At 60.2% G+C, this 22,244-nt stretch carries 23 protein-coding genes and 3 pseudogenes; 8 read left to right on the top strand and 18 right to left on the bottom strand.

Annotated features, from left to right (window positions below; translation table 11 throughout):
* Positions 1 to 122 precede the first annotated feature (122 nt).
* The gene (locus CAF53_RS02730; RefSeq protein WP_100236968.1) at positions 123 to 1,202 is read right to left on the bottom strand and encodes a transposase; all 1,080 of its coding nucleotides are present in this window, start codon (positions 1,200 to 1,202) and stop codon (positions 123 to 125) included.
* A 340-nt stretch (positions 1,203 to 1,542) separates the two neighbouring features.
* Between CAF53_RS02730 and CAF53_RS26990 the strand changes: the two genes are divergently transcribed.
* The gene (locus CAF53_RS26990; protein ID WP_157801194.1) at positions 1,543 to 1,734 is read left to right on the top strand and encodes a hypothetical protein; all 192 of its coding nucleotides are present in this window, start codon (positions 1,543 to 1,545) and stop codon (positions 1,732 to 1,734) included.
* Positions 1,731 to 2,522, top strand: coding sequence for a hypothetical protein (locus CAF53_RS26985; RefSeq protein ID WP_157801193.1), 792 nt, complete (start codon positions 1,731 to 1,733; stop codon positions 2,520 to 2,522). Before CAF53_RS26990 ends, CAF53_RS26985 begins: the two co-directional genes overlap by 4 nt.
* On the opposite strand, the pseudogene CAF53_RS02720 reads toward CAF53_RS26985, so the two are convergent.
* Together CAF53_RS02720 and CAF53_RS02715 are read right to left on the bottom strand one after the other, a co-directional pair.
* Positions 2,467 to 2,994 (bottom strand): annotated as a pseudogene (locus CAF53_RS02720) (DDE-type integrase/transposase/recombinase); the annotation flags it as partial. The gene CAF53_RS26985 and the pseudogene CAF53_RS02720 overlap by 56 nt on opposite strands.
* A gap of 81 nt (positions 2,995 to 3,075) precedes the next feature.
* A complete protein-coding gene (locus CAF53_RS02715) occupies positions 3,076 to 3,531 on the bottom strand; it encodes a carboxymuconolactone decarboxylase family protein (RefSeq protein ID WP_197707347.1) in 456 nt (151 codons plus the stop codon).
* Between the two features lie 166 nt (positions 3,532 to 3,697).
* Between CAF53_RS02715 and CAF53_RS02710 the strand changes: the two genes are divergently transcribed.
* A complete protein-coding gene (locus CAF53_RS02710) occupies positions 3,698 to 4,606 on the top strand; it encodes a sigma-70 family RNA polymerase sigma factor (RefSeq protein ID WP_100237255.1) in 909 nt (302 codons plus the stop codon).
* Between the two features lie 454 nt (positions 4,607 to 5,060).
* Here the strand turns inward: CAF53_RS02710 and CAF53_RS02705 are convergent, their stop codons facing one another.
* Positions 5,061 to 5,492: a hypothetical protein gene (locus CAF53_RS02705; RefSeq protein ID WP_100237254.1), complete on the bottom strand. Its 432-nt coding sequence runs from the start codon at positions 5,490 to 5,492 to the stop codon at positions 5,061 to 5,063.
* A gap of 455 nt (positions 5,493 to 5,947) precedes the next feature.
* Here CAF53_RS02705 and CAF53_RS02700 point away from each other — a divergent pair.
* Positions 5,948 to 6,127 (top strand): annotated as a pseudogene (locus CAF53_RS02700) (IS3 family transposase); the annotation flags it as partial.
* A 697-nt stretch (positions 6,128 to 6,824) separates the two neighbouring features.
* On the opposite strand, the pseudogene CAF53_RS02695 reads toward CAF53_RS02700, so the two are convergent.
* Both CAF53_RS02695 and CAF53_RS02690 read right to left on the bottom strand, forming a co-directional pair.
* Positions 6,825 to 7,466: pseudogene (locus CAF53_RS02695) on the bottom strand (PD-(D/E)XK motif protein); the annotation flags it as partial.
* A 359-nt stretch (positions 7,467 to 7,825) separates the two neighbouring features.
* Positions 7,826 to 8,971 (bottom strand): helix-turn-helix transcriptional regulator, encoded by a 1,146-nt coding sequence (locus CAF53_RS02690; protein WP_100237252.1) that lies wholly within the window; start codon positions 8,969 to 8,971, stop codon positions 7,826 to 7,828.
* Between the two features lie 193 nt (positions 8,972 to 9,164).
* On the opposite strand from CAF53_RS02690, the gene CAF53_RS02685 reads away from it, so the two are divergent.
* The 3 genes from CAF53_RS02685 to CAF53_RS02675 are packed head-to-tail and all read left to right on the top strand — an operon-like array spanning position 9,165 to position 11,095.
* On the top strand, positions 9,165 to 9,752 hold the full coding sequence (locus tag CAF53_RS02685; protein ID WP_100237251.1) for a hypothetical protein: 588 nt from the start codon (positions 9,165 to 9,167) through the stop codon (positions 9,750 to 9,752).
* A gap of 55 nt (positions 9,753 to 9,807) precedes the next feature.
* On the top strand, positions 9,808 to 10,230 hold the full coding sequence (locus CAF53_RS02680) for a hypothetical protein (RefSeq protein WP_100237250.1): 423 nt from the start codon (positions 9,808 to 9,810) through the stop codon (positions 10,228 to 10,230).
* A gap of 55 nt (positions 10,231 to 10,285) precedes the next feature.
* Complete coding sequence (locus CAF53_RS02675) at positions 10,286 to 11,095, top strand: hypothetical protein (protein WP_157801192.1); 810 nt, start codon at positions 10,286 to 10,288, stop codon at positions 11,093 to 11,095.
* A gap of 270 nt (positions 11,096 to 11,365) precedes the next feature.
* On the opposite strand, the gene CAF53_RS02670 is transcribed toward CAF53_RS02675, so the two are convergent.
* Genes CAF53_RS02670 through CAF53_RS02650 form a run of 5 tightly spaced genes read right to left on the bottom strand, consistent with a single transcriptional unit; the run spans position 11,366 to position 14,206 of the window.
* Entirely contained in the window at positions 11,366 to 11,764 is a 399-nt protein-coding gene (locus CAF53_RS02670) for a hypothetical protein (RefSeq protein ID WP_197707346.1), read from the bottom strand.
* Positions 11,761 to 12,225, bottom strand: coding sequence for a hypothetical protein (locus CAF53_RS02665; protein WP_100237248.1), 465 nt, complete (start codon positions 12,223 to 12,225; stop codon positions 11,761 to 11,763). Before CAF53_RS02665 ends, CAF53_RS02670 begins: the two co-directional genes overlap by 4 nt.
* A gap of 11 nt (positions 12,226 to 12,236) precedes the next feature.
* Positions 12,237 to 13,448, bottom strand: coding sequence for an NO-inducible flavohemoprotein (hmpA, locus tag CAF53_RS02660; protein ID WP_100237247.1), 1,212 nt, complete (start codon positions 13,446 to 13,448; stop codon positions 12,237 to 12,239).
* A gap of 40 nt (positions 13,449 to 13,488) precedes the next feature.
* On the bottom strand, positions 13,489 to 13,764 hold the full coding sequence (locus CAF53_RS02655) for a DUF1971 domain-containing protein (protein WP_031308569.1): 276 nt from the start codon (positions 13,762 to 13,764) through the stop codon (positions 13,489 to 13,491).
* Complete coding sequence (locus CAF53_RS02650) at positions 13,757 to 14,206, bottom strand: group III truncated hemoglobin (RefSeq protein WP_100237246.1); 450 nt, start codon at positions 14,204 to 14,206, stop codon at positions 13,757 to 13,759. Before CAF53_RS02650 ends, CAF53_RS02655 begins: the two co-directional genes overlap by 8 nt.
* A 115-nt stretch (positions 14,207 to 14,321) precedes the next feature.
* Between CAF53_RS02650 and CAF53_RS02645 the strand changes: the two genes are divergently transcribed.
* Positions 14,322 to 14,747: an Rrf2 family transcriptional regulator gene (locus CAF53_RS02645; protein ID WP_100237245.1), complete on the top strand. Its 426-nt coding sequence runs from the start codon at positions 14,322 to 14,324 to the stop codon at positions 14,745 to 14,747.
* 183 nt (positions 14,748 to 14,930) lie between these two features.
* On the opposite strand, the gene CAF53_RS02640 is transcribed toward CAF53_RS02645, so the two are convergent.
* The 7 genes from CAF53_RS02640 to CAF53_RS02615 all read right to left on the bottom strand — a co-directional run bounded on the left by CAF53_RS02640 (position 14,931) and on the right by CAF53_RS02615 (position 21,590).
* Positions 14,931 to 16,442: an IS66 family transposase gene (locus CAF53_RS02640; RefSeq protein ID WP_100238667.1), complete on the bottom strand. Its 1,512-nt coding sequence runs from the start codon at positions 16,440 to 16,442 to the stop codon at positions 14,931 to 14,933.
* A 102-nt stretch (positions 16,443 to 16,544) separates the two neighbouring features.
* Complete coding sequence (tnpB, locus tag CAF53_RS02635; RefSeq protein ID WP_100237244.1) at positions 16,545 to 16,892, bottom strand: IS66 family insertion sequence element accessory protein TnpB; 348 nt, start codon at positions 16,890 to 16,892, stop codon at positions 16,545 to 16,547.
* Positions 16,889 to 17,272: a transposase gene (locus CAF53_RS02630; RefSeq protein WP_100237243.1), complete on the bottom strand. Its 384-nt coding sequence runs from the start codon at positions 17,270 to 17,272 to the stop codon at positions 16,889 to 16,891. The genes tnpB and CAF53_RS02630 overlap by 4 nt, the downstream gene beginning before the upstream one ends.
* Before the next feature lie 135 nt (positions 17,273 to 17,407).
* Positions 17,408 to 18,820, bottom strand: a complete 1,413-nt coding sequence (locus tag CAF53_RS02625; protein WP_100238666.1) for an IS4 family transposase — start codon at positions 18,818 to 18,820, stop codon at positions 17,408 to 17,410.
* 302 nt (positions 18,821 to 19,122) lie between these two features.
* Positions 19,123 to 19,218 carry a PLP-dependent transferase gene (locus CAF53_RS26980; RefSeq protein WP_157801191.1) on the bottom strand — a complete coding sequence of 32 codons (96 nt, stop codon included), beginning with the start codon at positions 19,216 to 19,218 and terminating at the stop codon, positions 19,123 to 19,125.
* A 175-nt stretch (positions 19,219 to 19,393) separates the two neighbouring features.
* Complete coding sequence (locus CAF53_RS02620; protein ID WP_100237242.1) at positions 19,394 to 20,137, bottom strand: class I SAM-dependent methyltransferase; 744 nt, start codon at positions 20,135 to 20,137, stop codon at positions 19,394 to 19,396.
* Between the two features lie 229 nt (positions 20,138 to 20,366).
* Entirely contained in the window at positions 20,367 to 21,590 is a 1,224-nt protein-coding gene (locus CAF53_RS02615; RefSeq protein ID WP_100237241.1) for an integrase arm-type DNA-binding domain-containing protein, read from the bottom strand.
* Between the last annotated feature and the right edge of the window lie 654 nt (positions 21,591 to 22,244).

Below are 22,244 nucleotides of genomic sequence, written 5' to 3'. Positions count from 1 at the left end.
TTCTGGCGAAGCGGGCTGGTTTGATGACGTCGAGGCTTCGGGGCGCAAGAACGGCATCGTTCGGAGCGATTTCCACGATGCCTGGCGTTGTTTTCGCCGGTTTGGCTGGCTTGCAGACAGAGTCAGCCCCTGCATTCCCGGCGTTCGTGGAAGATCAGGCGGTTGAAGTTGTAGGCCAGGTTGCAAAGGGTCAGTTTTGCCTCAGCGCGGGCCAGGCCGATGGTGCGGATGAACAGGTTGAACCGGTTCTTCTGATGCGCGAAGACATGCTCGACATGTGCACGGATCGAGGATTTGGCGGCATTGGCCCGTGCGGTTGCCTTCGACATCGGCTTGCCCATGGGTTTGCGGCGATGAATGCGGGACGTGAGCATCTGATCCGACAACCACTTCTCGTTGCGCCTGGATCGATAGGCACTGTCAGCCCATACCTCGGAACTGGTATTGTCCGTGCTGACGACCTGTCGGAGAAGACGCCCGTCCGCCGCTGACGCCGAAGTCACCGCCATGCCTCGGATGAAGCCGAAGCGTCGGTCGATGCTGATGTGAGATTTATAGCCGAAGACCGGCAGGGCGATCATGGGGAGCGGCGTCCCATCCGCCCGATACCGAACTTTCCCGCCGACCTTGAGGGTCCAGCGGGCGTCGGTATCTTTCTGTGCTGCCTTGTTCGGCTCGTCCGGCCAGATATCTCTGGCGCTCTTGCCCGACTTGATCGCTTCACGTTCGCCCTCGGTGTTCCGCTGTCTTGGTGCAGGCACCAGCGAGGCGTCCACGATCTGCCCGGACATTGGAATGTAGCCCTTCTTCTGGAGTTGCCAGTCAAAGGCCTTCATCACCCGCTTGAGCGTTCCCGTCTCGGTCAGGCGATTGCGAAAATGCCGGATCGTGTTCTCATCCGGCGTGCGATCCCCAAGCGACAGTCCCAGAAACCGTAGCCAACTCAGCCGATCGCGGATCATGAACTCCATCCGGGCGTCTGATAGATTATGCTGCGCCTGCAGGATCAGGGCCTTGAACATCATCACCGGATCGAAGGGTGGGCGTCCGCCTTTGGCTCCATCGCCATAACCAAGTCCTTCGACCAGCCACGCCCGGAAATACTCGAAATCCACCGTCTCCTGCAAAACCTCAAGCGGATCGCCCTCCTTGCTCAATGCCTCAAGGTGATCGCTCAAACTGAACAGGGACTTGGGATCCATAGCTGGCCTCCGTGATCGCGCGCCCTCAGTGAATCATTATAGCCGTCCAAACGCTACCGGTTTTTGCGGGTCTCCAGATATGAAAAAACGATCACAAACTGGAGCAGCGAATCGCTAATGCTTGGGTGCGTCAATAACAACTTTGCTCCATAGGCTTGAATGACGGAATATCTTCAGGTTTCAAGGAGAAATTGCGCATCGACTCTCTACACATTCATGGAGAAGTTGCACAAGCGGCACGAGGCGGCGGAGCCTCCAAATCACCTGCGCCTAAAAAGGTCTGGAGACTTGAGATGTTAAAGGCCAAAGACAGACGGTCAATGCTTTCGAGGGCCCGATTTTGAACGATGCAATCGGACAAACGCCAAGAGACGTCATTTTTCTCAGTCATGCTATGCCAGAGGATACCGAATTTGCCGTCTGGCTTGGCATGCAACTCGCCAATGCCGGATATCGCGTCTGGTCAGAAGCCACACAACTGATTGGGGCGAGCGATTCTGGAGCGGGATCGAACAAGCTTTCGACACAGTGATTGGAAAGACGGTCGCCATCGTTTCCAAGGTGACACGCTCGAAAAACGGCGTTCTTGACGAAATAGAGCGCGCCGCTGCAACCGCTGAGAGGCTGGGGATCGAGCATGATAAGTTCATCGTCCCCATCACGCTCGCGCCACTCAACCGAAGCGACCTCCCCATGCAGGTCGCGCGGCAGAATGCGATCGCTTTCCACCCTTCCTGGGCCGACGGGCTAGCTAGGCTGCTCAAACTGCTCGCGCGAGACGAATTCCCGAGACGCGCCGAATCGCAAGCCGTGGGTCAATGGGTCTCGGACTGGTTCGAGGGGCGGGATCGGGTAATCGAGCGGAATGCCGAACTTATGACAAACTCGCTTGGCCTCAAAGCGCTGCCGCCTCGTGTGCGCTTCTACAACCTGCGAGTGAGCGCTGACACGCTTAAAAAGATACCCGAAATGCTACCAGTGCCAAGCGTCAGACATGACGCGCTGCTTGTCACCTTCGCCGGCCTTGAAGAAATGCGCTCTTACCTGCCGGCTGAAATGCAGATCACGCTGCGTGCCGAGACCGAGATCGAAGCTTTTTTGGGAGGGCGGCCTAAGCAAGGCGATCCTGTGGTTGCGCGGCGAGATGCTTCCAACCATGTCGTGAACATGCTGCGGCAGGCTTGGGACCGTGTCTGTCGTCAGAACATTTGGCGCAGATCGCGGCGTAGATTAGCGGAGCGCGGGCCTCGTCCTGGGGTTGATATTAAGCGGCGAGCTTGCGGTGCTGCAAGCGTCGGTGTTCGATGGTCTTCCGTTTGATCCTTTCGCGCTGTTGGATGATGGCGTCAGCCCTGCCGAAGTAGGTGTCGGCGGGCGTCACATTGCCGAGGCTTTCGTGATATCGGCGGTGATTATAGTGGTCGATGAAGGCCTCGATCCGGGTCTCCAGATCGCCGGGCAGGAAGTAATTTTCCAGCAGGATCCGGTTCTTGAGGGTCTGGTGCCAGCGCTCGATCTTGCCTTGGGTCTGGGGATGCATCGGGGCGCCGCGGACATGGCTCATACCGTTGGCACCGATCCATTGGGCCAGCTCCTCGGCGATGTAGCTCGGACCATTATCGCTGAGCAGCCTGGGCTTTTGCACGACCCTGGCTGACGAACAGCCCGAGGCTTCAAGCGCCAGTTCCAGCGTGTCGGTGACGTCCCCGGCGCGCATGGTGGTGCAAAGCTTCCAGGCGATGACATAGCGGGAGAAGTCGTCGAGCACGGTCGACAGATACACCCAGCCCCAGCTTCTGCGTCAGTGCCGGCAGTTGGCGCATATGGTTCAGTCGTTTGGTCATGGTCTGTAGATCCAATACGTCGGGAGGTGTCAGGGCTTGGCTTTGACCGGCAAACGGAATGGCGCGCCAAGCCGGTTGAAGGCGTTCATCGCCGCGATCGCGATCGTCAGGTCGACCAGGTCGCGTGGCTCGAACGCTGCCGCTGCTGCGGCGTAGGCGTCCTCCGAGGCGTGGGTCTCGCTGACGCGCGTAACTTCTTCGGCCCAGGCAAGGGCTGCGCGATATCTCCGATCGAAGAGGTGGGGCACTTCTGCCCACACCGACAGCAGCAGCACCTTGTCGAGCGGCATCGTCTTGAGCAGGTCGCGCGTATGCAGGTCGATACAATGCGCGCAGCCGTTGATCTGCGACACGCGCAGGAACACGAGATGGATCATCTCTTTGGGCAGATTTGTGCCCGTCGCGATGTATTGGTGCACGCCGAACAATGCCTGAGCGCCCTTCGGAGCAACTTCGTGCCACACCAGTCTTTTGATCTCGTTCATTCCATCGTTCCTTTCACAGCAGCGTCGAATTGACGCTCGCTGCACTGACGAGGCGGGCTCCGGCGATGTGACATGTCCAAAGTATTTTTTTTCGGTTCTGCCGCGACCATGTCACACTGCATTGGGCTGGCTCGTCAGATCGGTGAAACCATTGGAGCGACGCAAAATGACGAGGTTCGACAGGGAGCAGGCGCCGGTAACGACGATCGAACCGAGCTCTCGCTTGGCTGACTTTCAGCGCGAGCGTAAGCGTCTTATCCGCCTGGCGTATCGGATGCTCGGTTCGTTCAGCGAAGCTGAGGATGTCGTCCAGGATGGCTGGTTGAAATGGGAGCAGGTCGAGGGTGGTATCGACTCACCTGCTGCCTATCTGACGCGGGTCATCACTCGGCTATGCCTCGATCTTCTGAAATCCGCACGCTCGCGCCGCGAAACCTACATCGGACCGTGGTTGCCGGACCCGCTGGTGGGCTCGACCGATCCCGACGAAACGATCGCTGACGATATTACGGTCACGCTGATGCTCGCCATGGAGCGCCTCTCGCCCCTGGAACGCGCAGCTTTCCTGCTGCACGACGTATTCGATGTCGCTCTGAGCGACGTCGCCGCGACGCTTCGTCGCGAGCCAGCCGCGGTACGTCAACTGGCTTCTCGCGCACGAAAGCATGTCCAGGCCGCGCGACCGCGCTTCAGCGTGGAAGCAGCCGAGGCAAGCCGAATCACTCAGGCTTTCTTCGTTGCAGCACGTGATGGCGATACCGCATCGCTTGCCTCACTACTTGCCCAAGAGGTCGAGATCCATTCGGACGGCGGCGGCAGGGTGTTGGCCTTCCGCAATGTGATCCGCGGCCTCGATCGCGCGCTGCGCTTGTTCGCCGGACTTCGGCGCAAGAACGCGCCTACCGCGCAACTGCTAAGCACTGCCGAGATCGATGGTCTGCCTGGCTACATCAGCGTTGACTGCGGCCTCGTGCAGACCACGGCGCTGGACATACGAGACGGCAAGATCACGGCGATCTACATCGTTCGCAATCCGGACAAGTTGCAGCATCTGGCAGGCGCAATGGTCGGCTAGATCAACCTACCAGGGCCCTCCGCTGAACCACGCAGAACGGCCGCTTCTAGGGGTGTCTCAAGTGAGGTCGGACGGCGGGAATTAGGGCGCGAAGTCGCCGTTAATGACTATGCGTGCTTTGCGTGGCGCCCGTCCTGACGCCGTGCCCCGCCTCCCACATTTGGGGGCAGGAGGCGGGAGCACTGATCCGGGCTACAGCTTAAATCATGCCTGGATAAAGGCACATGGACATTTCCACGGGGCGGATAGTCGGCAGCGGAAGCGCCAGCTCTCCCCTCGCGAAATGCAGATCGGAATGACATACCCCAACAGCGAGCGTGGCAATTCGTGCCCCGCGCGGCCCGACGTCGGCGACCGTCACGTCTTCGATGCAAATGGGTGTGTCGCCTGCCGCATCACCACAGCTTTTATTTCGTGTTCCTTTCCAAGATATGGTCAGCTGTCCGCTGCATCATCACGCGTCGCAGAGGGGCTCAAACAGTTCCAGGCACCAAGCGCCCTTTGGTGGATCGAGGGCGTCGATACTGAGAGTGAACTTGCCGCCGAGTCCGACAAAATCACCCGTACCAAATTCGGCATAGAGATCAGCGACCATGCCATGGGGGCCGTTGTTGGCTTTCACATCTATGGGGCCATAGTTGAGAAATGTGCCGACGCGGGATCCTCCGTTCATGGACACCGTCTCATTTACGAAGGAGCGCAACATGAAGCCGGGAGAGCCCGCCCTGACTGTGCCTGCAGCGTTCCCGACGCCGGATAGATCGCCAAAATAGTCGGTCGTAACGTGCCAGATCTCATCGCCAGTCGCCGGGATGGTATGAATCACCTTGTATCGTGACACCCACGTGCCTTTAAAAGTGAGTGCATTTTCATTGGTGCTCGTCATACATTCTCCTTTCGTCGAGGCAGGCAAGCGCGGGGGCTATGCTTAGGTTGCGGCAGGCCAGACATGTTCGAGCCCACGACGCCGGAAGACAATGCCCGTAGCCATGCGAAGTTGTGCTCCGGCTTGACGCCAAAGTCTGGTAAGCGCCCAATGCCCTTCATTTTTGGTGTCCATAAAATATCTTCATGCTTGCGAAAGGCCGTCTAGGCGTCTTGCAGATCAATGATATCTGCGAGGGGCATTTCGAAGATATCAAGGTCTCACACTGCTGCGCCGGGCACATGATCAAGCTTTTGGTGCCGACTTCACAGCACGTCCCCTCCTAATTTTCTGATACTTATGAGTACCATTAACTGGCTGAGGGTCAAGAGTGTCCGCCGTCAGCGCCAATGGCACAGATTGAGGTTGTGATTTAAGGAGGATTTGGGCTTCGTCGTAGTGACGAAGGAACGAAGATGAAGCCCAAATCCTCCTTGAAAAAATCGGCGCCGAAGGCCCCAGCTGAGCGGGTGGTGAAGGACATACGGCGTGCGACGCGCCGGCACTTCTCTGCAGAGGACAAAATCAGGATCGTGCTGGAGGGGCTGCGCGGCGAAGACAGTATCGCCGAGCTGTGCCGCAAGGAAGGCATCGCCCATCTGTCGTAGATGTCAGCCAGTTGCTTACCTGGGATCACCGCAATGTAGCTCTCCAGAGGCGCGCCGTCATAGGATGCCCGCAGGACCGGGATTGCCTCGCCGAAATCTTCGGCGAAGTCGATGACGAGGTCCTCACGCGTCTGGCCGGCCTCGATGAAACGCTGGATCCGCGCCAGGTCCCAGACATTTGAGGTGACCGGAATCTCGCCGATCTTTCCCACGGGCTGGGCGTCCGTCCTCGACTTGTTCAGCCGGTTGGTGACCAGAATAAGTTTGATTTTTGCGACCTTCTTCCAGTTGCGCCGGATCAGATCTGCGAGTGCATAGGCCTGGCTGCTTTCTTCGAGACCTTCGCGATAGTCCCGATCCAGAGCGGCCATGACGAACTGCACCAGCCGAGACAAAAGGCGGTTCGCCTCAGTCTTGTCGATTGCCCCCGCTTCCGCATCGCGATGAAAATCTGAGATCACGAGGTTGAGCGTGCCCTCCTCCTCGTCAGCATCCCAGCCATAGCCATCGACCTGGACGGCTTTCCGCTTGAACGTCCCCTCGTGGTAGCATTGGGCGAACGAGGAGAGTTCGCCCGCCTCGTCGAGGATATCGCCCATCTTCTCGAGGAACGCCTCGGTGGTGATCAGGCCCTGCGCGTCGGCTTCGCCCTGGACCTCTGCCAGGAACTCGCGATGAAATTCATTCAGCTCATCCATCCTCCCAGCCCCTCTTTGATCTGTGCATCGAGCGTTTCAGGCTCAATCCGGAAAGGTGCGCATGCGTCCAGGGCGATGCTGTAGCGTACCCCGGAAACACCCGGCTTCAACGGTGCCGCCACCCGCGGAAAGTTGCCCGAGACCTCGAACTCGCTCGTTTTTCCCAACGTCCAGCAACGCTCGGAATAATCGTCCTCGAAGTCGAACCCTGCATCGGCGAGGGCCTGTTCCCAAAGCCGATATGCCTCGGGTTCGGCAGTCGCATAGAACGTCTCGAGATCGCGGACGTGGTCAGTTAGCGTCTTGCCGTCCGGCCTGATCGCCGCATCGACCGCAGAAACCACCAAAAAGAGTCGACAACCGTCGACGTCCGATAGCTGGTCCTTGGAGGAAATCTGTACGAACGGCTTTGCTGCTCCACGGCGAGCTTTGACCTCGACGAGACACCCGTCCAGCTCGAAATCCCTTGAGCTCCCCGACGGTCCTTTCCATGCTTCCACCGCCGCCCAGGGGCCGACGAGCTCTGCCAGACGTCGCAGGAACTGCAGTTCTCCCAAGAGGCCGCGCTGTTCCTCGATACTGAGCAGATCATTGCGGCCGCCGCGCAGAAGATGGTGCCACCGCATCGCGCGGCGTACTGCCCGTCCTGTCCGCCGTCAGCGCCAATGGCACAGATTGAGGTTGTGATTTAAGGAGGATTTGGGCTTCGTCGTAGTGACGAAGGAACGAAGATGAAGCCCAAATCCTCCTTGAAAAAATCGGCGCCGAATACGGAACGCACTCGATGCGCAGGACCAAGGCCTCAATGATTTACAAGGCTAGCAGTTGCACGATAGTGGCAGCTATTCACGACCCTCGCCATTCGCACGTCATCGCGCAGAGCGAAGGCAGTGTGCTCCAAGCAGCCGTCAGCCGTGAGGGTCAAACATCCTTTAGGCCACTGCAGTGACCGGGCACCCAACCCGGAATGCCGGACGCACCCATATTGTCAGTGACTGGAAACGGTCGAAACGCTACGCGCCAACAACGCCGCCGCTTCCGCCTGCCTATGCGTTCCCGTCTTGGCGAGAATGCGCTTGAGGTGGCTCCGCACGGTCGCAAGCCCGATCCCCATGCCTGCCGCGATATCTTCCAGCGAGGCTCCCCGTCCGAGGGCGGCAGCAACGACTCCCTCTGTCCGCGTGAAGCCAAATAGCTCACGCAACCGCGCCACTGCGATAAGCGCTTCGGGGTCGCGGATGAACACCAGCACGCAAGTCCGCTGTTCACCAAAGGCGGAAGCTGAGGGGCGCAGGGGTGCGACTTCAAGCGTCAGCGGCATGCGATCCTGACGTGGAATGGCGAGCGCCGCGCCGGGTTTGGTAATCTTGCCACGCGCCGTGTCCATCGCATCGCGCATCAGCGCCAGCAGCTTGTCGTGAAGGGCTGGCGGATAGGGAGACAGACGCCCGCGAATAACCGCCAGTTCCGCGTTCTCGCGCAGCAGCCGCTCCGCCATGTCGCTTGCGTGGATGACGCGGCCTGCGCCGTCCACCATCAGCACGCCCGTATCCAGACGGTCGAGCGCCTGTAAACTGGCCGCATGGGCCTGGGATACCGCCGCGAACTGTTGCCCGAGACGCAGCGCCCGCTGCAAATGCGGCAGTACCAGCGTCGCCTGCCGCCGCTCGTGGCCGGTATAGCCTCCGGCACCTTGCGGCCTGTGGATGCCGAGCACTCCGATAGCCCCGTCGGCTGCGGGGAACACCGCGCCAATCATGTGATGGATGTCAAGGTGACGTAGCCATTCCTGATAAAAGCCGCTCCGCGCTTGCTCCTCGCGCGTCACCAAATCCTCGTCGGTGATAATGCGTGACATGCCGTAGGCGACGCTGCGGTCCACCCATAAATCCTTGCGGTGCCAGTCGTCCGCCCATGCCTGTTCGCGTGCGGACACCATCAGGTTGTCCGTGCATTCGAGAAGGTTCACGCGGGCATTGTCGCCGTGCAATTTAAGAACGGTGCTGGTGGAGCCGAGCGCTTCCGCGATGCGTTTCGCAGTGCCTGACCACAAGGCGTCGTCTATGGCTGCATCGTAAAGATGCGCAATCAGTCCCGAGACGCGGGACGATTCATAGAGTTCTTGCGACGGCATGGCCGTGTTACCCCCCCCTCATTCATCTGGCAGTGCGGATTAACTTTATCTCCGCACCAACAATCTCGCATGAACAATACGGCGGGATGGCGCTCTGCCGTCCTGCCGTGCCTGTTTTCTCCCCTGTTTAGGGGACGAATGCCCGCCCGCGCCACCTTAACCATAGAGGGAAGGATTTTCACGCGGAGATGTCATGAGCAAAGCCCGTCACCTTATCGTACCCCTGCTGCTCGCGGCGGGGCTTGCCGCCTGCGACCAGAACGCTGCGACGGCAGAGAATGCCGCCGCCACAGACGGGGCCGAGGCAACGGAGTCCGGCAACACGGCTGGGATGGCCACCGCCGAAGCTGATATCGCCGCCGCAAACCAAGCCGCCGCGCCCGCTGCAACGGAAGCCGTTCCGGTCAAGACGCAAGCGGCCACCATCGCGGCCTTGCCGCTCAAGCGCGGCTATTACGTCGAGAGCGATACGCCGTGCGGCCAAGCCTCGAACGCCACCACGACGCTGCTGCGCCGGAACGGCATCGGCGGTGCACGGGATTTCTGCGAGTTCAAGAAAATCGAGCAAACGGGGCCGAATACCTACCGCGTGACGGAAGCCTGCGGGGATTTGCAGGACAACGCGCCGCCGGAAACCAGCACTTCCGTCTATTCTCTCACGGGGGATACGGCCTTCACCGCCAAGAGTGAATACGGCTGGGAACGTAGCGCCCGCTACTGCGCCCAATCGAGCATGCCGCCCGACTGGCGCGGCAACGATATCAGCGATGTGACGGGATAGCGCCTCGCGCCGTCATTTGCCGCCTGTCCCGCTTCTTCCCAACGAAAGTAAACGCATGTCTCTCACCACGATGACAGGAGTTGTCTCCGGCATTCGCCATGCCCCCGTGACCGAGGGGGTTATCGGCAAGAGTGGCGGGTCTGTCCGCACAGGCCATGCGCTGGCCTTCCGCGTCGATGACCGCTCAGTGCAGATCAAGCTTCCCAATATGCCGGACGTGCAGGATGGCGAGACGGTCACGCTGGCCGGACGTGTGAAGAACGGCACGTTTCAGGCACTGGCGCTACGGAATGACCGCACCCGCGCCATCTACGCCACGCCTGCCATGCCGGGCTACATCATGGGCGGCCTTATGACGGCGGTAGGCTTCCCGCTGCTGTTCATCCTCGTGGGCGTCTTTTTCATCGGCTTCGGCGGCTTCACGCTCTGGCAGGCGCACAACTACGCGCAGGCGGCGAAGCTGCTGCAAGGCGCGTGAATCCCCTCCATCCACGAAAAAGACAGGCAATCACATGAGAAGAATGCGAAGTATTTTGCTGGGCGGTGCGTTGGTTTGGGGCGCGGTATCCGGCATGGCGGCATCGGCGCAGACGCAAGGGGTTTCGGCCGACAAGCTGGATATCACGGGCATCAGGCTCGGCATGACCGAGGCCGAGGTCACGCGGGCCATCAAGGCGTTCGACCCGAACGCGCAACTCGTGAACAAGCGCATGGCGCATTATCCTTACTCGGATGGCGTCACGGGGTTTCAAACGCCTGCCTTCCTCGATGAACTGGAATTTCGCGCGGGCGATTCACGGCTCAGGATTTGGTTCGCCAGCCCGCCAGCGGAGCCGCGGGTCTATGCCATTCACCGCTATTCGCGGGGAAATAAGACGCCGCCGACGCGACAGCAGTTCGTCACTGCCCTGACCACAAAATATGGTCCCGCCCAAACCCATTACCTGCCGAACACGGGAACCACCGTCGTACAGTGGAGTGAACAGGGCAAGCCTGTGTGCGCGGTCAGCACCAATGCCAGAATTGCCGTGGACGGCGGCAACGAAACGCTGCTGCCCCCCCGTGCCGTCGAGGTGCTTGAAGGCATGGGACGGAGCCAGCATCCCAACCTGCGCCGCACAATGGGAACGTCCGTCGATGTGGCGCGATGCGGCACGGTGCTCCGCTATACTTGGGGCGGGCCTGCGAACGATCCCGCGTTTCCAATCCCAGAGTTCTATGTCTGGCTGGTCGATCAAGGCGGCATGATCGCCAAAGATCGCCAGTCCGCGCGATGGGTTGAGCAACTGCGGACAGAAGCGGTGCGCAAGCGCCAAGGGCAAGGCGTCACGCCCAAGCTCTGACAGCGGCAAAACGCGGGCCGAATGCGCCCCGCCATCCTGCTGGCGTGATCGGGGGGCATGAGGCCGTGCTGGTTGCGGCCTCATGCAACAGGACACAAATCCATGCGCCTCATCGTCGTCGCCGAACTCGATCACTGTCCTTCCTGGACGTCTGAACAAACGTCCGCCTTCAGGAAACCACGATCGTCTGCTCAACGTCCACTTTGTCGGCGGCTCTGGCCACAGTGCCGAGCTACCGAACTGCCGCTGCTTCCGACTAATTCACGACCTTCAGCGGCCGTGTTGTGGATGACCGTCTGTGCCGAAAGCTGCCACCAGATGACGGAGCTTGTCGGGATTACGAACTATATAGATCGCCGCGATGCGCCCATCGCGCACCTCGAGCGCGGTGGTCTGGAGCACGTCGCCACGATCGATACTGATATAGCCGGGCAGACCGTTGATCGTTGCGGTGCGCAGTAGCGTCGGTGCTGACGTGTACTTCCGACGCAGCCCGGCGAACAAACGAAGCGCTCGCTCGATGCCGCGCACCACATTGCGGAAGGCAATCACCTTACCGCCACCATCGGAATGTATCTCGACATCGCGCGCTAGTCCGCTCCGGGTTCCCGCCACGGCTGCTCCGAGCAGCCAATCGGCACGATGCCGGTCACCAGTCAATTCCTTCACAGCAATCCATGACTGCCTGCCACGGCGCCGAGAAGCGTGACCACTGCAAGACCCAGAAGCCCGCGATGAACGACCTCCATGCGATCGAAGTCTGCGGCAGGCTTCAACGACTCCTCCATGCGCCGATGAAGAAACAGCGGCTCGATCACGAACAGCATCGCCGCGAAAATCGCCCAGAGGCCAACCATCGCGTGCATCCACCAGAAACGCAGATCGGCGAACCGATCCCACATCTGCCCGCGCTCCACCATCCAGAAGCCGCTGACGCCGGCAAGCAGCACCCACACACGCGCTTGCGCCGCGAAACTGCCTTCGAGCTTGTGGAAGGCCGCCAGCCTATCAGCTGGCGGATGCGCACGGCGAATGAACGGCATCACCACGAGCGTGACAAAGGCAACGCCTCCGATCCAGAACATAACCGCCAGGACATGAATTGCCCGGGCTATGGTGATATCGCCCATCCCCTACTCCATCAGGCTGCCAGCAGTTCGTCCGCCGGGCCGAAAAATTCGTAGTGAATTCGGTCGGACGGCACGCCGGCGAGCGACAAGGTCGAAACCGCGTGACGCAGGAACGGGCGCGGTCCGCAAATGTAGTAGTCGGCTTCACCGACCGGCGTGTTGGCGACGAGCCACTCATCGGTGATGATGCCGGCGACATCATAGTCCTGGCCCTGCGCTTCGCCTTCAAGCGGAGTTTGATGGAAATCAGTAACCGACACCGCCTTGCCCTGGCCGGCGACAGCGCGAACATGGTTGCGCATCGCATGCGTGTCGCGATCATGGGTCCCGTGAATATAATGAACGGGTACTTCGGCGCCGCTCTGCGCGAGCGCTTCGAGCATCGCCACCATCGGGGTCAGACCTACCCCACCGGACAGGAGGATGACCGGACGTTCGACATGATCGGCAAGGAAAAACTCCCCCGCTGGCGCGGCCACCTTTAGCACCGTTCCGGGCCTAGCCTCGTCATGGAACCATCCTGAGGCCAGGCCATGTGGTTCACGCTTGACCGAAATGCGGTACGTTTCCCCATTGGGGGCGGCCGAAATCGAATAGTTGCGCTTGACCGGCGGATGACCGGGAATCTCCAGCCAGAAAGTCAGATACTGCCCCGGCTTGTGCTGCATGACGGGTCCGCCATCGACCGGGCGGAGAATGTAGGAATTGATGACGCTGCTCTCGCGCAAGACGTCTTCGACGCGGAAGTCACGCCAGCCATTCCATCCGCCCGCCGCGTCCTTCTGCTCTGTGTAGACCCGCTGCTCGCGTGCGATCAGGATATTGGCGAGGAACCAGTAGGCCTCGCCCCATGCCGCAAGGATTTCCTCCGTTGCTGCATCTCCCAGCACCGCCTTGATCGCGCCAAGGAGCGCCTCGGCAACGTGCGGATAGTGCTCGGGCAAAATCTGAAGGCCCACATGCTTTTGCGCGATCCGCTCAACAGCAGGCGCAAGCGCACCGAGATTTTCAATATTGCTGGCATAGGCGAGAATGGCGCCCGTGAGCGCACGCGGCTGCGATCCGGAGTCGCCATGATGCGACTGATTGAAAAGGTCGCGGATTTCCGGGTTCTGGAACATCCGGGAATACATTTCGTGTACGATGTCCAGACCATGCGCTTCCAGCGCGGGAACGGTCGCCTTGACGAGCGCGATCGTCTGATCGCTAAGAGGTTGCGACATGAACTTCTCCTTCTGAAATGCGTCGAAATTTCCGGCAATGTCAGCGCGCGGGCGGCTGATCGTAGAAATCGACCTGCATCTTCATTGACCCCATCGGCGTCACGAAATGCGGCTGCTGCGGCAGAACCAATCCTGGCTGGTTCGGTGTCAGCACGATCTCCGAAGGCGGATCGAGATAGGTGAGCTTAAGCTCGCCTTCCAAAACGCGGATCAGGCCCCAGACACCGGCCTTGGTATCGTGTCGCGCCCGCAAGGCAGCCGGTAGCGTATCCTGATCAAACACCGGTGTGGAACGATAGGGAAGGATGTCAGGCATGGCTTTGCACTCTCCGCCTTGGGCAATCCAGCGTATCGGAATTGATTGCCGAGCCTTCCGCGCGTTGCCGATCGAGCCGAAAAAACACGGCGAGCTGCAGGCTTTCGGCGATCCGCTTCGCTTTCGCTTGCAAAGCGGCGGCGGCTTCGGGCGACATCATTTCGTTGGTCGTTTCAGCCCAAAGCGTTAGCCATCGGTCGAAGAGCGCCGGCGTAATACGCGATTTGTGCTTTAAATGAGCCGGCACCGGTTGACCCTTGTATCGACCACTGGTGAGCATTACCGATGACCAGAATGCCGCCAGCTTTTCGAGATGTTCCGGCCAATCGCTGATCGCGTCGTTGAAGATCGGCCCCAGCTCGGCATCCTCTCGTACCCGCGCATAGAACAGCGTCACGAGACGGCTCAGCCCTTCTTCGTCAACCTGCCTATCGTCATCCATTGACCGACTCCGAAATCATGTATCTATGCTACATGTATCACCGGGTTGGAAACATGCAACAAGAATGCATATATATTAGTGCAGCGTCGATTGGGCGCTGTGACCGGGAAGCGACATGAAGCTGACGCGCTACACCGACTATGCCCTTAGGGTGCTGCTTTACCTTGGAGCGCGGCCTGATCGGCTATGCTCGATTTCCGAGATGGCGGGTGCCTATGCGATCTCGCAAAACCATTTGATGAAGGTGGTTCACGACCTCGGAAAAGCAGGCTTTGTAGCGAGCGCTCGGGGACGTCTTGGCGGAATTCGGCTCGCGCGACCGCCGGGTGAGATTATCATCGGATCGGTCGTGCGGCACACGGAGGATGGGTTCGATCTGGTCGATTGCGGAAGCTGCATCATCGCGCCGGCGTGCGGAGCGACGGGCGTTCTTCGCGAGGCGCTTGCCGCATTCATGGCCGTGCTCGACAGCTACACGCTCGACGACCTGTTGGCGAGGCGGGTCGATATGCTCAGTCTCTTTGCACCCGAAGCGGTATAGAGGCTCTGCCGATGGAGGAGGAATGCGCGCGCTATCGTTGTGAGGGAGAAGATGGCTCGCCGATCACCGTTTTGGAGTTTCAATACTTCGGTCAAGCTGAAACGAAACCCGGCCGACGCCGTTACCCAGGTGCACAGTGCCTAGCTCTCTCTACCGGAGTAAGCGTGGCCTGAGGACCGCGGTTCAAGCGGCTTCGGTGATCGGTTGCTGATCTGGACGCCAGTTCCACGGCATGAGTTCATCCCAGCGGGCAGCAGGCCAATTGCCAGCGATCTTGGCGATGACGTCGGCGATATAGGCCTGCGGTTCGAGGCCATTGAGTTTGGCGCTCTCGATGACGGAATAGACGGCCGCCGCGCGGTCGCCGCCCGCCTTTGATCCGGCGAACAGCCAGTTTTTACGGCCCAGGGCCACGCAGCGCATGGCGCGCTCCGCAATGTTGTTGTCGATCTCCAGACGGCCATCGTCAAGGAAGCGCGTCAGCGCGACCCAGCGCTTGCGGCCATAGGCGATCGCCTTGGCCATCTCGGACTTGGGCGAGAGACGGCGCAGGGCATCGTCGAGTGCCTGCCGCAGCTCGTCGATCAATGGTCGGGTGCGGTCCTGCCGGCTTCGTCGTCGGATATCGGGTTGCTGGCCTCGAACCTCTGCCTCGATCTCATAGAGCTGGCCAATGCGTTCCAGCAGATCAGCGGTAAGCGACGTCGGCTTGGTGGCGTGGATGTCGAATATCTTCCGCCGGAAATGCGCCCAGCAAGCAACCTCGGTGACGCGGTTCGTGTCGTAGAGCTTGTCATAACCGGCATAGCCGTCGGCCTGAAGATAGCCGGTGAAGTTGGCCAGCTGCCGCTGGGGATGCGCGCCGGTGCGATCGGTGGTGAACTCATACCAGACGAGCGAGGGGTTGGTGGCGCCGGAGCCGCGATCGTCGACGGCGTAAGTCCAGAGCCTGCCGGTTGCCGTCTTGCCGCGGCCCGGATCAAGCATGGGAACCGGCGTATCGTCAGTATGGATCTTCGAAGCGGTCAGGCCGACCTCGCGGATGCGACTGACGATCGGGTCGAGCAGCACGGATGCTTGTCCAACCCAGCCCGCCAGCGTCGAGCGGTCGATCTCGATGCCCTGCGCCGCCATGATCTCGGCCTGGCGGTAAAGCGGCAGATGATGATCGAACTTGGAGACGACGACGTGGGCCAGCGTGCCGAAGGTCGCCTTGCCCCGGGCAATGGCTTTTACCGGCGCGGGCGCCTGCACGATCTTCTCGCAGGACCGGCAGCTATACTTGGGCCGGATGGTCCGAACCACGCGCCACTGTACCGGCACCGCATCAAGCATCTCGTCGCTATCCTGCCCCAGAGGCCGCAACGCGCCGCCGCAGTCGGGACAGGCGCAGTTGCCCTTCTCAGGTTCGATCCGCCGATCTTCGCGTGGCAAATGGGCGGGCAGCGCCCGAACAGGCGATGGCCGATCGATGGCTACTGGACCGCCTCGACGCGCGGCGGCGACAATGGCCTCGCCTTCCAGTTCCTCGAGCGCCAGTTCAAGCTGTGCGATCTGGGTATCGAGCTTCTCGGACGACTTGCCGAACTGCATCCGCTTGAGGCGCGCGATCTGCACGCGCAGTGTGTCGATCAGGATGTCGCGGGCAGAAATATCGGCGTGGGCGGCCGCCAAAGCAGCTTCGAGCTCGGCGATCCGAGCGTCTTTGTCAGCGGTGGAAAGGCCTGCGTCCAACACCGCGATCCTATAGCGGAACAGCCGCCGGGATGCCAGAAAAAGTGCCGGAAAATGGGCGTTCTAGCCCGCGAGTGACGGGGTAAAAGTGCGTTCCGGCCGCCGCCAGTCAATGCCTTCCAATAGCATGGAAAGCTGGGCCGCCGTCATCACCACCGACCCGGTCTTGGTCGATGGCCACACGAACCGGCCCCGGTCCATCCGTTTGGAAAACAGGCACATGCCCTGGCCGTCATACCAAAGCAGCTTAACCAGATCGCCGCGCTTGCCGCGAAAGGCGAACAACGCGCCGGAATGCGGGCTTTGCTCCAGAATCTGCTGCGTCATCACAGCAAGGCCGTCAAAACCCTTGCGCATGTCTGTCGCGCCGCAGGCGAGGAATATCCGCGTTGAGGGCGGCAGCGGGATCATCGCGTCAGGATACCGATCACCCGCGACAGGGCATCGGCATCGACCGTGGCGTCCACGTTCACCCTGATGCCCGACGGCAGCTCGATGCCGATCACTCCGTCGCTGCGTGCCGCGACCGTCGGCGCGGGCAAGGCTGGCTGCTCGCTGATCTGCACCTCTGCAAATGCCGGCTCCGCCAGCTTGCGAACTCCGGCAAGCTCACCGGACATCGCCTGGCGCCGCCAGGTGTAGATCGAGCCGCTGCCGACGTCATGGCGTTCACAGGCCGCACGCACGGAGCCCTCCGGGCCGAATGCATCGCGCAGGACGGCCAGCTTCTGCTCCACCGTCCACCGTCGCCGGCCCGACACCCGGCTAACGATCTCTATCCGACTACTCATACGACCGCTCGTATGAGTAGTCGCTGCACCGCTAGCTGAAACCTCGATCTCGTCCGACACCCGCCACTCCCCTCAAAGAGCGGCAATCATCCCGGCGATTGGGCGCCGCGCAAGGCGGCCGTCAGACCCTTTCAATTACCCACAAGTGTTGCGGCTGACGTTGGCACCGATTTTGATGTCCATCAGGCGAGACCATCCTCTCCAGATGACGATGTTGCCAGGCGGCGGGTCATGGGCTCGCGCAAGATAGCCTCCGAGCCGGGCGATTTGGGTTAGATAGTCGGAAAGGGTTCTGCCTGGCGGTTCATTCTTTCGGGAAGCTGCGAGGCGGTCGATCAGGGTAATTTCGACATCGGTCAGGACCAGCCGAGGCGAGGCGTCAGGAGCGGCGCGATTGATCATGGTCATCCAAAACAGGCGCCATGACAGAATGCAGAATATGGCGATCAGATTGGCGAGGCGTTCGGCGGTCCGCAGCCGTGCATCTTCGGCTCGGCAGCCAGATTTGAGTATCTTGTGGAAGAGTTCGATCTTCCAACGCTGGGCATACCAGTCAAGCTTTTCGATGGCTTCGTCAGGCGTTGTTACCGGCAGATCGGTGATGAGCCGCCAGTCGATTGGGGGGCGCCCTTCAGGCGTTCCACATTCACGGGCATGCAAGATGGTCAGGCTGAGGGAAGGATAGCGCTTTTGCTTTCCGATCGGCGGCAAAACTTGGATTCGCCTATAGCGTAGTTCGATGTCGGCATGATCGTCTTTGCCAATGGTGATCCGATGCATGCCTTGCACGGTGGTTTCGCTCATTTCGTCGGCGATCGTATGGCCACCGTCGCCAGCCAGACGATCGACACAGGTGCGGACCAGGAAATGCGTGCCGAGCGCCTGTGTTTCGCAGAAGAACTCGTAAATGTCGTTTTCCCGATCGCCAATGTGAACCAGTCGCTCCGGATCGCCCAGCAGGGTGGTCGATTGGCGCATATTCTCGAGCCAGCGGTAGCTCTCCTTCTCCTCGATCGGCACGCGCGTGGGATTGATCCGCCGCTTCAACGCGTTGGCGCCCTTGAACCTGGTACGGGTCCAGAATTTCGCCGCTGTCAGACCCAGTGGCAATCCCTCGGTTGTGATCGCAAGGCTGGAGTGCATGAGCAGGCCGCAGACCGTATGAAGCCGAAGCCGACCATTCTCATCACGCCGGCTCGGCGCAAGACCGATGGCGCCAATCGTTTCAGGATTGCGCCTTTGATAGGAGAATTCGGTGGTGTCCTGTAAAACCAGGATGAACCCCTCAAGCGCCGCCGCGCGTGCCCGTGTCGCCTGGAAATGCCCGGCAAGTATGTCTCCCTCGTTCACCGAGCCATTAGACAAAAAACGGTAGGCCGCCTTGGTATTGGCCCAGTCCTGGCACGCCATCGGTATCGGTGCGCCAATCGCTCCTGCCATCTGCTTAAGCATCGTTCGAAGCCGTTCGGCCAGTCGCTTATCACGAAAGGCGGCGGGATCGACTTCCCCGTCAGCCCATCCTGCCGCATCGAAAACGGACGTCTCCACGTTGCACCCCGCCAACCGCTTTAGGTGCCAGGGAATGAATCATGCCTGATTCCAGGCGAGCAATGCTCATGCGGCCAACGGAATCACGTTCGCGACCACTTGTGGGTAATTGAAAGCGTCAGACCCCGCTTACCTACCGGAGAGCCTGTCCGGTATATCGACCCCACCACATTTGAGGTCATCGGCAGCGGAGAGCTTCTTCGGCGATGCGACCGAACCTGAGGCGCGTGCCGCCCTTTGCCAGTTTTCTCGGCGAACCAACTCCTCAAAGCGGCAGAGCGGGATCGAATCCGGGGTCTCGCTCATGCACCAAACCCCTTCTCCAGACCAGCAATCAGATCGTCCAAATGCCCAAGCCCAATCGAAAGCCGTAGCACGCCATCGCTGATGCCGGCCATTTGCCGCGCCTCGCCCCGCGAACGGCCGACACACCCGAAACCCGTCGTTCACGGTTGTACTGTTGAATGGCAGGAAAGTCCCACACCCGGCCACCAATCTCGACACGTTTATCGATGAATGAAAGGCGGGTTCAGGGAGCAAATCGGGGTCGGTGAATGTCCGAAAAGTCGGCGTTCATTCTGGCGGCTTGGCCTTGCGCGCCGAGACCAGCATCATCATCGGGCGCTCAAGCTCTTCCCTCAGTTCGGGTATCCGTACGATCTGCGCCGGCATCGGCGCGAATTCTTCGACCCGTTGCAATTCAAATCCTGCGCCGATCAGTGTGTTTATTGTCGTAGCGAATGTGCGATGGTACTTCACGACATTCTTCGCAAACCAATCGGTGCGCCGTTCGCCTTCGACCGAGTAGCCGTTGACGGGCCAGGTCTTGCGACCGTCCTCGTCGATAATCCAATGCGGGTGCGCGGCTGCCATGAAGATCGGATGCTCTATCGTGAAAACCAAGTCTCCGGCGGCGGTCAGAGCTTTGGAGATCATACGGACCAAGCGTCCAAAATCTGCGATGTAGTGAAATGTCAGAGCGCTGTAGACCAGTTCGAACGCCGACTGGGGCAAGTCCAGCGTCTCGATGTCCGCAATGTGGTATTCAATGGCTTGATCTGCCGTATCGCGTTTCGCCCGGGCGATCATGTTCTGCGACAGATCGAAGCCGAGTACCGAGGCAGCACTGTGTTCCCGCATCCAGCGTGAGGCCCAACCGAAGCCGCATCCAAGGTCAGCGATATGCTTGCCGTTCAGATCGGGCAACATGGCCTCTACCGCTGACCACTCGGGAGCTCCGTCCAATCCGATGGTTTGCCGGGGCAACTGGCTGTAGCCCGCGAAGAATTCGGGATGATCGTAGATATTCTGTGCCATGCGTGCAAACCCGTTGCTTTTGCGAATATTTGTCCGCTCCTAGAGTGGCATCTTCGTATCACAAATTGCCCCAATCGGGTCGATAGCCGAGCGGCTGAATTTCGACCCTAAAAGCCGACGGTCCTGAAACGATCCAACGTCCTGTCTTCCCCGTGGCCTGAACCAGCGGCAGCTTTCAGCAGGTCAATCTTAGGCGCTGAACGACAGCTATGGCGGCGAAACATGCCGCTTATTCTGCTTTTTTGAACGGACCCTTGAGAACCTTCGCGCCGTCGCGCAGGAAGTCGATGTGATCGGACCAATGCTGCATCATGCGGACCCGCTCATCCCAATATTCCCCGCGCGTATAAGCGCGGCGCACAGCGTTGTTGTCGCAATGGGCAAGCTGACGCTCGATCGCATCGGGGTGCCACAGGCCCATCTCGTTGAGCAGCGTGGCGGCCATCGCCCGGAAGCCGTGGCCGGTCATCTCGTTCTGCGCGAAGCCCATACGCCGCAAGGCGGCATTGATCGTATTCTCCGACATGGGGCGGTCCACCGACCGTAGGGATGGGAAGAGGAAGCTGCTATAGTCCGCGTCATGCTCGATGGTTGCGAGAATCGCGAGCGCCTGACGAGAAAGGGGGATCGTATGTGCCCTGCGCATCTTGGTCTTGTGCAGCGGAATGGTCCACAGCGCCTTGTCGAAATCGAAGTCAGCCCATTCGGCGTGACGCAACTCGCCGGGGCGGACGAACACATGCGGGAGCAAGCGCAGGGCCACCTTGGTGTTGGGATGGCCTTCGAACGCATCCAGAGCGCGCAGCAGTCCGCCAGCTTCACTGGCGCTGGTGATGGCGGCGCGATGGACAGGCTTGGGTGCGATCAGCGCGCCGCGCAGGTCGGCCGCGACGTCGCGTTCGGCGCGGGCCGTGGCGATGGCGTAGCGGAATATCTGTGAACAGGTGCTGCGCAGGCGCTTGGCCGTCTCATATTTGCCCTTGCCCTCCATCTTGCGGAGCATCACCAGCAGTTCCTGCGCGGAAATCGAGGCAATGGGGCGCTTGCCGACCGATGCATTGATGAAATCCAGCAACCAGCGCAGCTTCTTCATGGTGGCGGCGGAACGATCCTCGCGTTCGACCTTGACCAGCCATTCATCGGCCACCGCCTTGAAGCTGTTGGATGCCGCCACCGTCGCGGCGATCCGGTCCAGCTTGATTCGCTCGGCTGGGTCTTCGCCCCGCGCCAGCAGCTTGCGGGCGGCATCGCGTTGCTCGCGCGCATCGGCGAGGCCTGTGTCAGGATAGACGCCGAAGGCCAGGGTCTTCTGCTTCCCGAGATGGCGATAGTTCATCCGCCAGTAGCGCCCGCCCTTGGGGGTCACATAAAGGAACAATCCGTCGCCATCGGTGAGCTTGTAGGGCTTGTCGCGGCCCTTGGCCGCCTTGATGGCAACAGCAGTCAGACCCATGATGGTATCTCCCGTCAGGGGAGCGAGGTCCTACCATCATATCTACCATCGGATTGTTGGTATGCGGTGGTATCTGTCTGCTCCGTCTGAGACGAGCATACCACAGAAAACCCGCAGAAAACAGCCATTTACGAGACATAATGGCACGTCCCGGGAGAGGAAGGTGGTGACCCAGATTGGTCAATTATCGAACTTTTTCTTGGTCCCGTCCGTTGAATCTCGAAAATTGGTCGACCGCTATCGGGCCGCGATCCAAGATGCAGCCTGAGCTTAACGCGTCATTTCACGGTGCGCGGCCCGCGTCGTTCGATGGCACATCCGGTTGGGCAGGGCGTTCGGCAGTTCAGCACTCTTTCGAGCGTGTGGCACATCCGAGCGGTTGCCGAGCCAGAGAGAATCGTTCGGCGCTTCAGTTGGGTTGATGTTCAGCAATGCAGCGCCCTTGCGAGCGCTTCGCACACTCCGATATTTCGTTTCACATTGTCAAAGAGCGATCTTCAGTAAAATATGCTGCAAGTTCGATCGAAGCCGTTTGCGGCAGTTCAGCGCCTAAAAGGCCCTGTGGCACATCCGCGACTTGCTCCGATCTGTGGATGTGATGCGCAGGTTCTGTCGACCGTTCAAGGGGTAGGGCACTGAGATGCCGAAAGAGGC

This window comes from Sphingobium sp. LB126 (genome assembly GCF_002795205.1).
GTDB classification, from domain to species: Bacteria; Pseudomonadota; Alphaproteobacteria; order Sphingomonadales; family Sphingomonadaceae; genus Sphingobium; species Sphingobium chungbukense.
Note: the sequence above shows the minus strand (reverse complement) of the source record. Positions and strands in the feature narration are given on the sequence as shown.

Coding starts and splice junctions, on each gene's coding strand:
- CAF53_RS02710 (WP_100237255.1), top strand. CDS start 3,698: ATGACGAGGTTCGACAGGGAGCAGGCGCCGGTAACGACGATCGAACCG.
- CAF53_RS02730 (WP_100236968.1), bottom strand. CDS start 1,202: ATGGATCCCAAGTCCCTGTTCAGTTTGAGCGATCACCTTGAGGCATTG.
- hmpA (WP_100237247.1), bottom strand. CDS start 13,448: ATGTCGCAACCTCTTAGCGATCAGACGATCGCGCTCGTCAAGGCGACC.
- CAF53_RS02680 (WP_100237250.1), top strand. CDS start 9,808: ATGTCTCTCACCACGATGACAGGAGTTGTCTCCGGCATTCGCCATGCC.
- CAF53_RS02620 (WP_100237242.1), bottom strand. CDS start 20,137: ATGGCACAGAATATCTACGATCATCCCGAATTCTTCGCGGGCTACAGC.
- CAF53_RS02705 (WP_100237254.1), bottom strand. CDS start 5,492: ATGACGAGCACCAATGAAAATGCACTCACTTTTAAAGGCACGTGGGTG.
- CAF53_RS02690 (WP_100237252.1), bottom strand. CDS start 8,971: ATGCCGTCGCAAGAACTCTATGAATCGTCCCGCGTCTCGGGACTGATT.
- CAF53_RS02645 (WP_100237245.1), top strand. CDS start 14,322: ATGAAGCTGACGCGCTACACCGACTATGCCCTTAGGGTGCTGCTTTAC.
- CAF53_RS02630 (WP_100237243.1), bottom strand. CDS start 17,272: ATGAGTAGTCGGATAGAGATCGTTAGCCGGGTGTCGGGCCGGCGACGG.
- tnpB (WP_100237244.1), bottom strand. CDS start 16,892: ATGATCCCGCTGCCGCCCTCAACGCGGATATTCCTCGCCTGCGGCGCG.
- CAF53_RS02715 (WP_197707347.1), bottom strand. CDS start 3,531: ATGAACGAGATCAAAAGACTGGTGTGGCACGAAGTTGCTCCGAAGGGC.
- CAF53_RS02650 (WP_100237246.1), bottom strand. CDS start 14,206: ATGGATGACGATAGGCAGGTTGACGAAGAAGGGCTGAGCCGTCTCGTG.
- CAF53_RS02655 (WP_031308569.1), bottom strand. CDS start 13,764: ATGCCTGACATCCTTCCCTATCGTTCCACACCGGTGTTTGATCAGGAT.
- CAF53_RS02685 (WP_100237251.1), top strand. CDS start 9,165: ATGAGCAAAGCCCGTCACCTTATCGTACCCCTGCTGCTCGCGGCGGGG.
- CAF53_RS02665 (WP_100237248.1), bottom strand. CDS start 12,225: ATGGGCGATATCACCATAGCCCGGGCAATTCATGTCCTGGCGGTTATG.
- CAF53_RS26980 (WP_157801191.1), bottom strand. CDS start 19,218: ATGGCCGGCATCAGCGATGGCGTGCTACGGCTTTCGATTGGGCTTGGG.
- CAF53_RS02615 (WP_100237241.1), bottom strand. CDS start 21,590: ATGGGTCTGACTGCTGTTGCCATCAAGGCGGCCAAGGGCCGCGACAAG.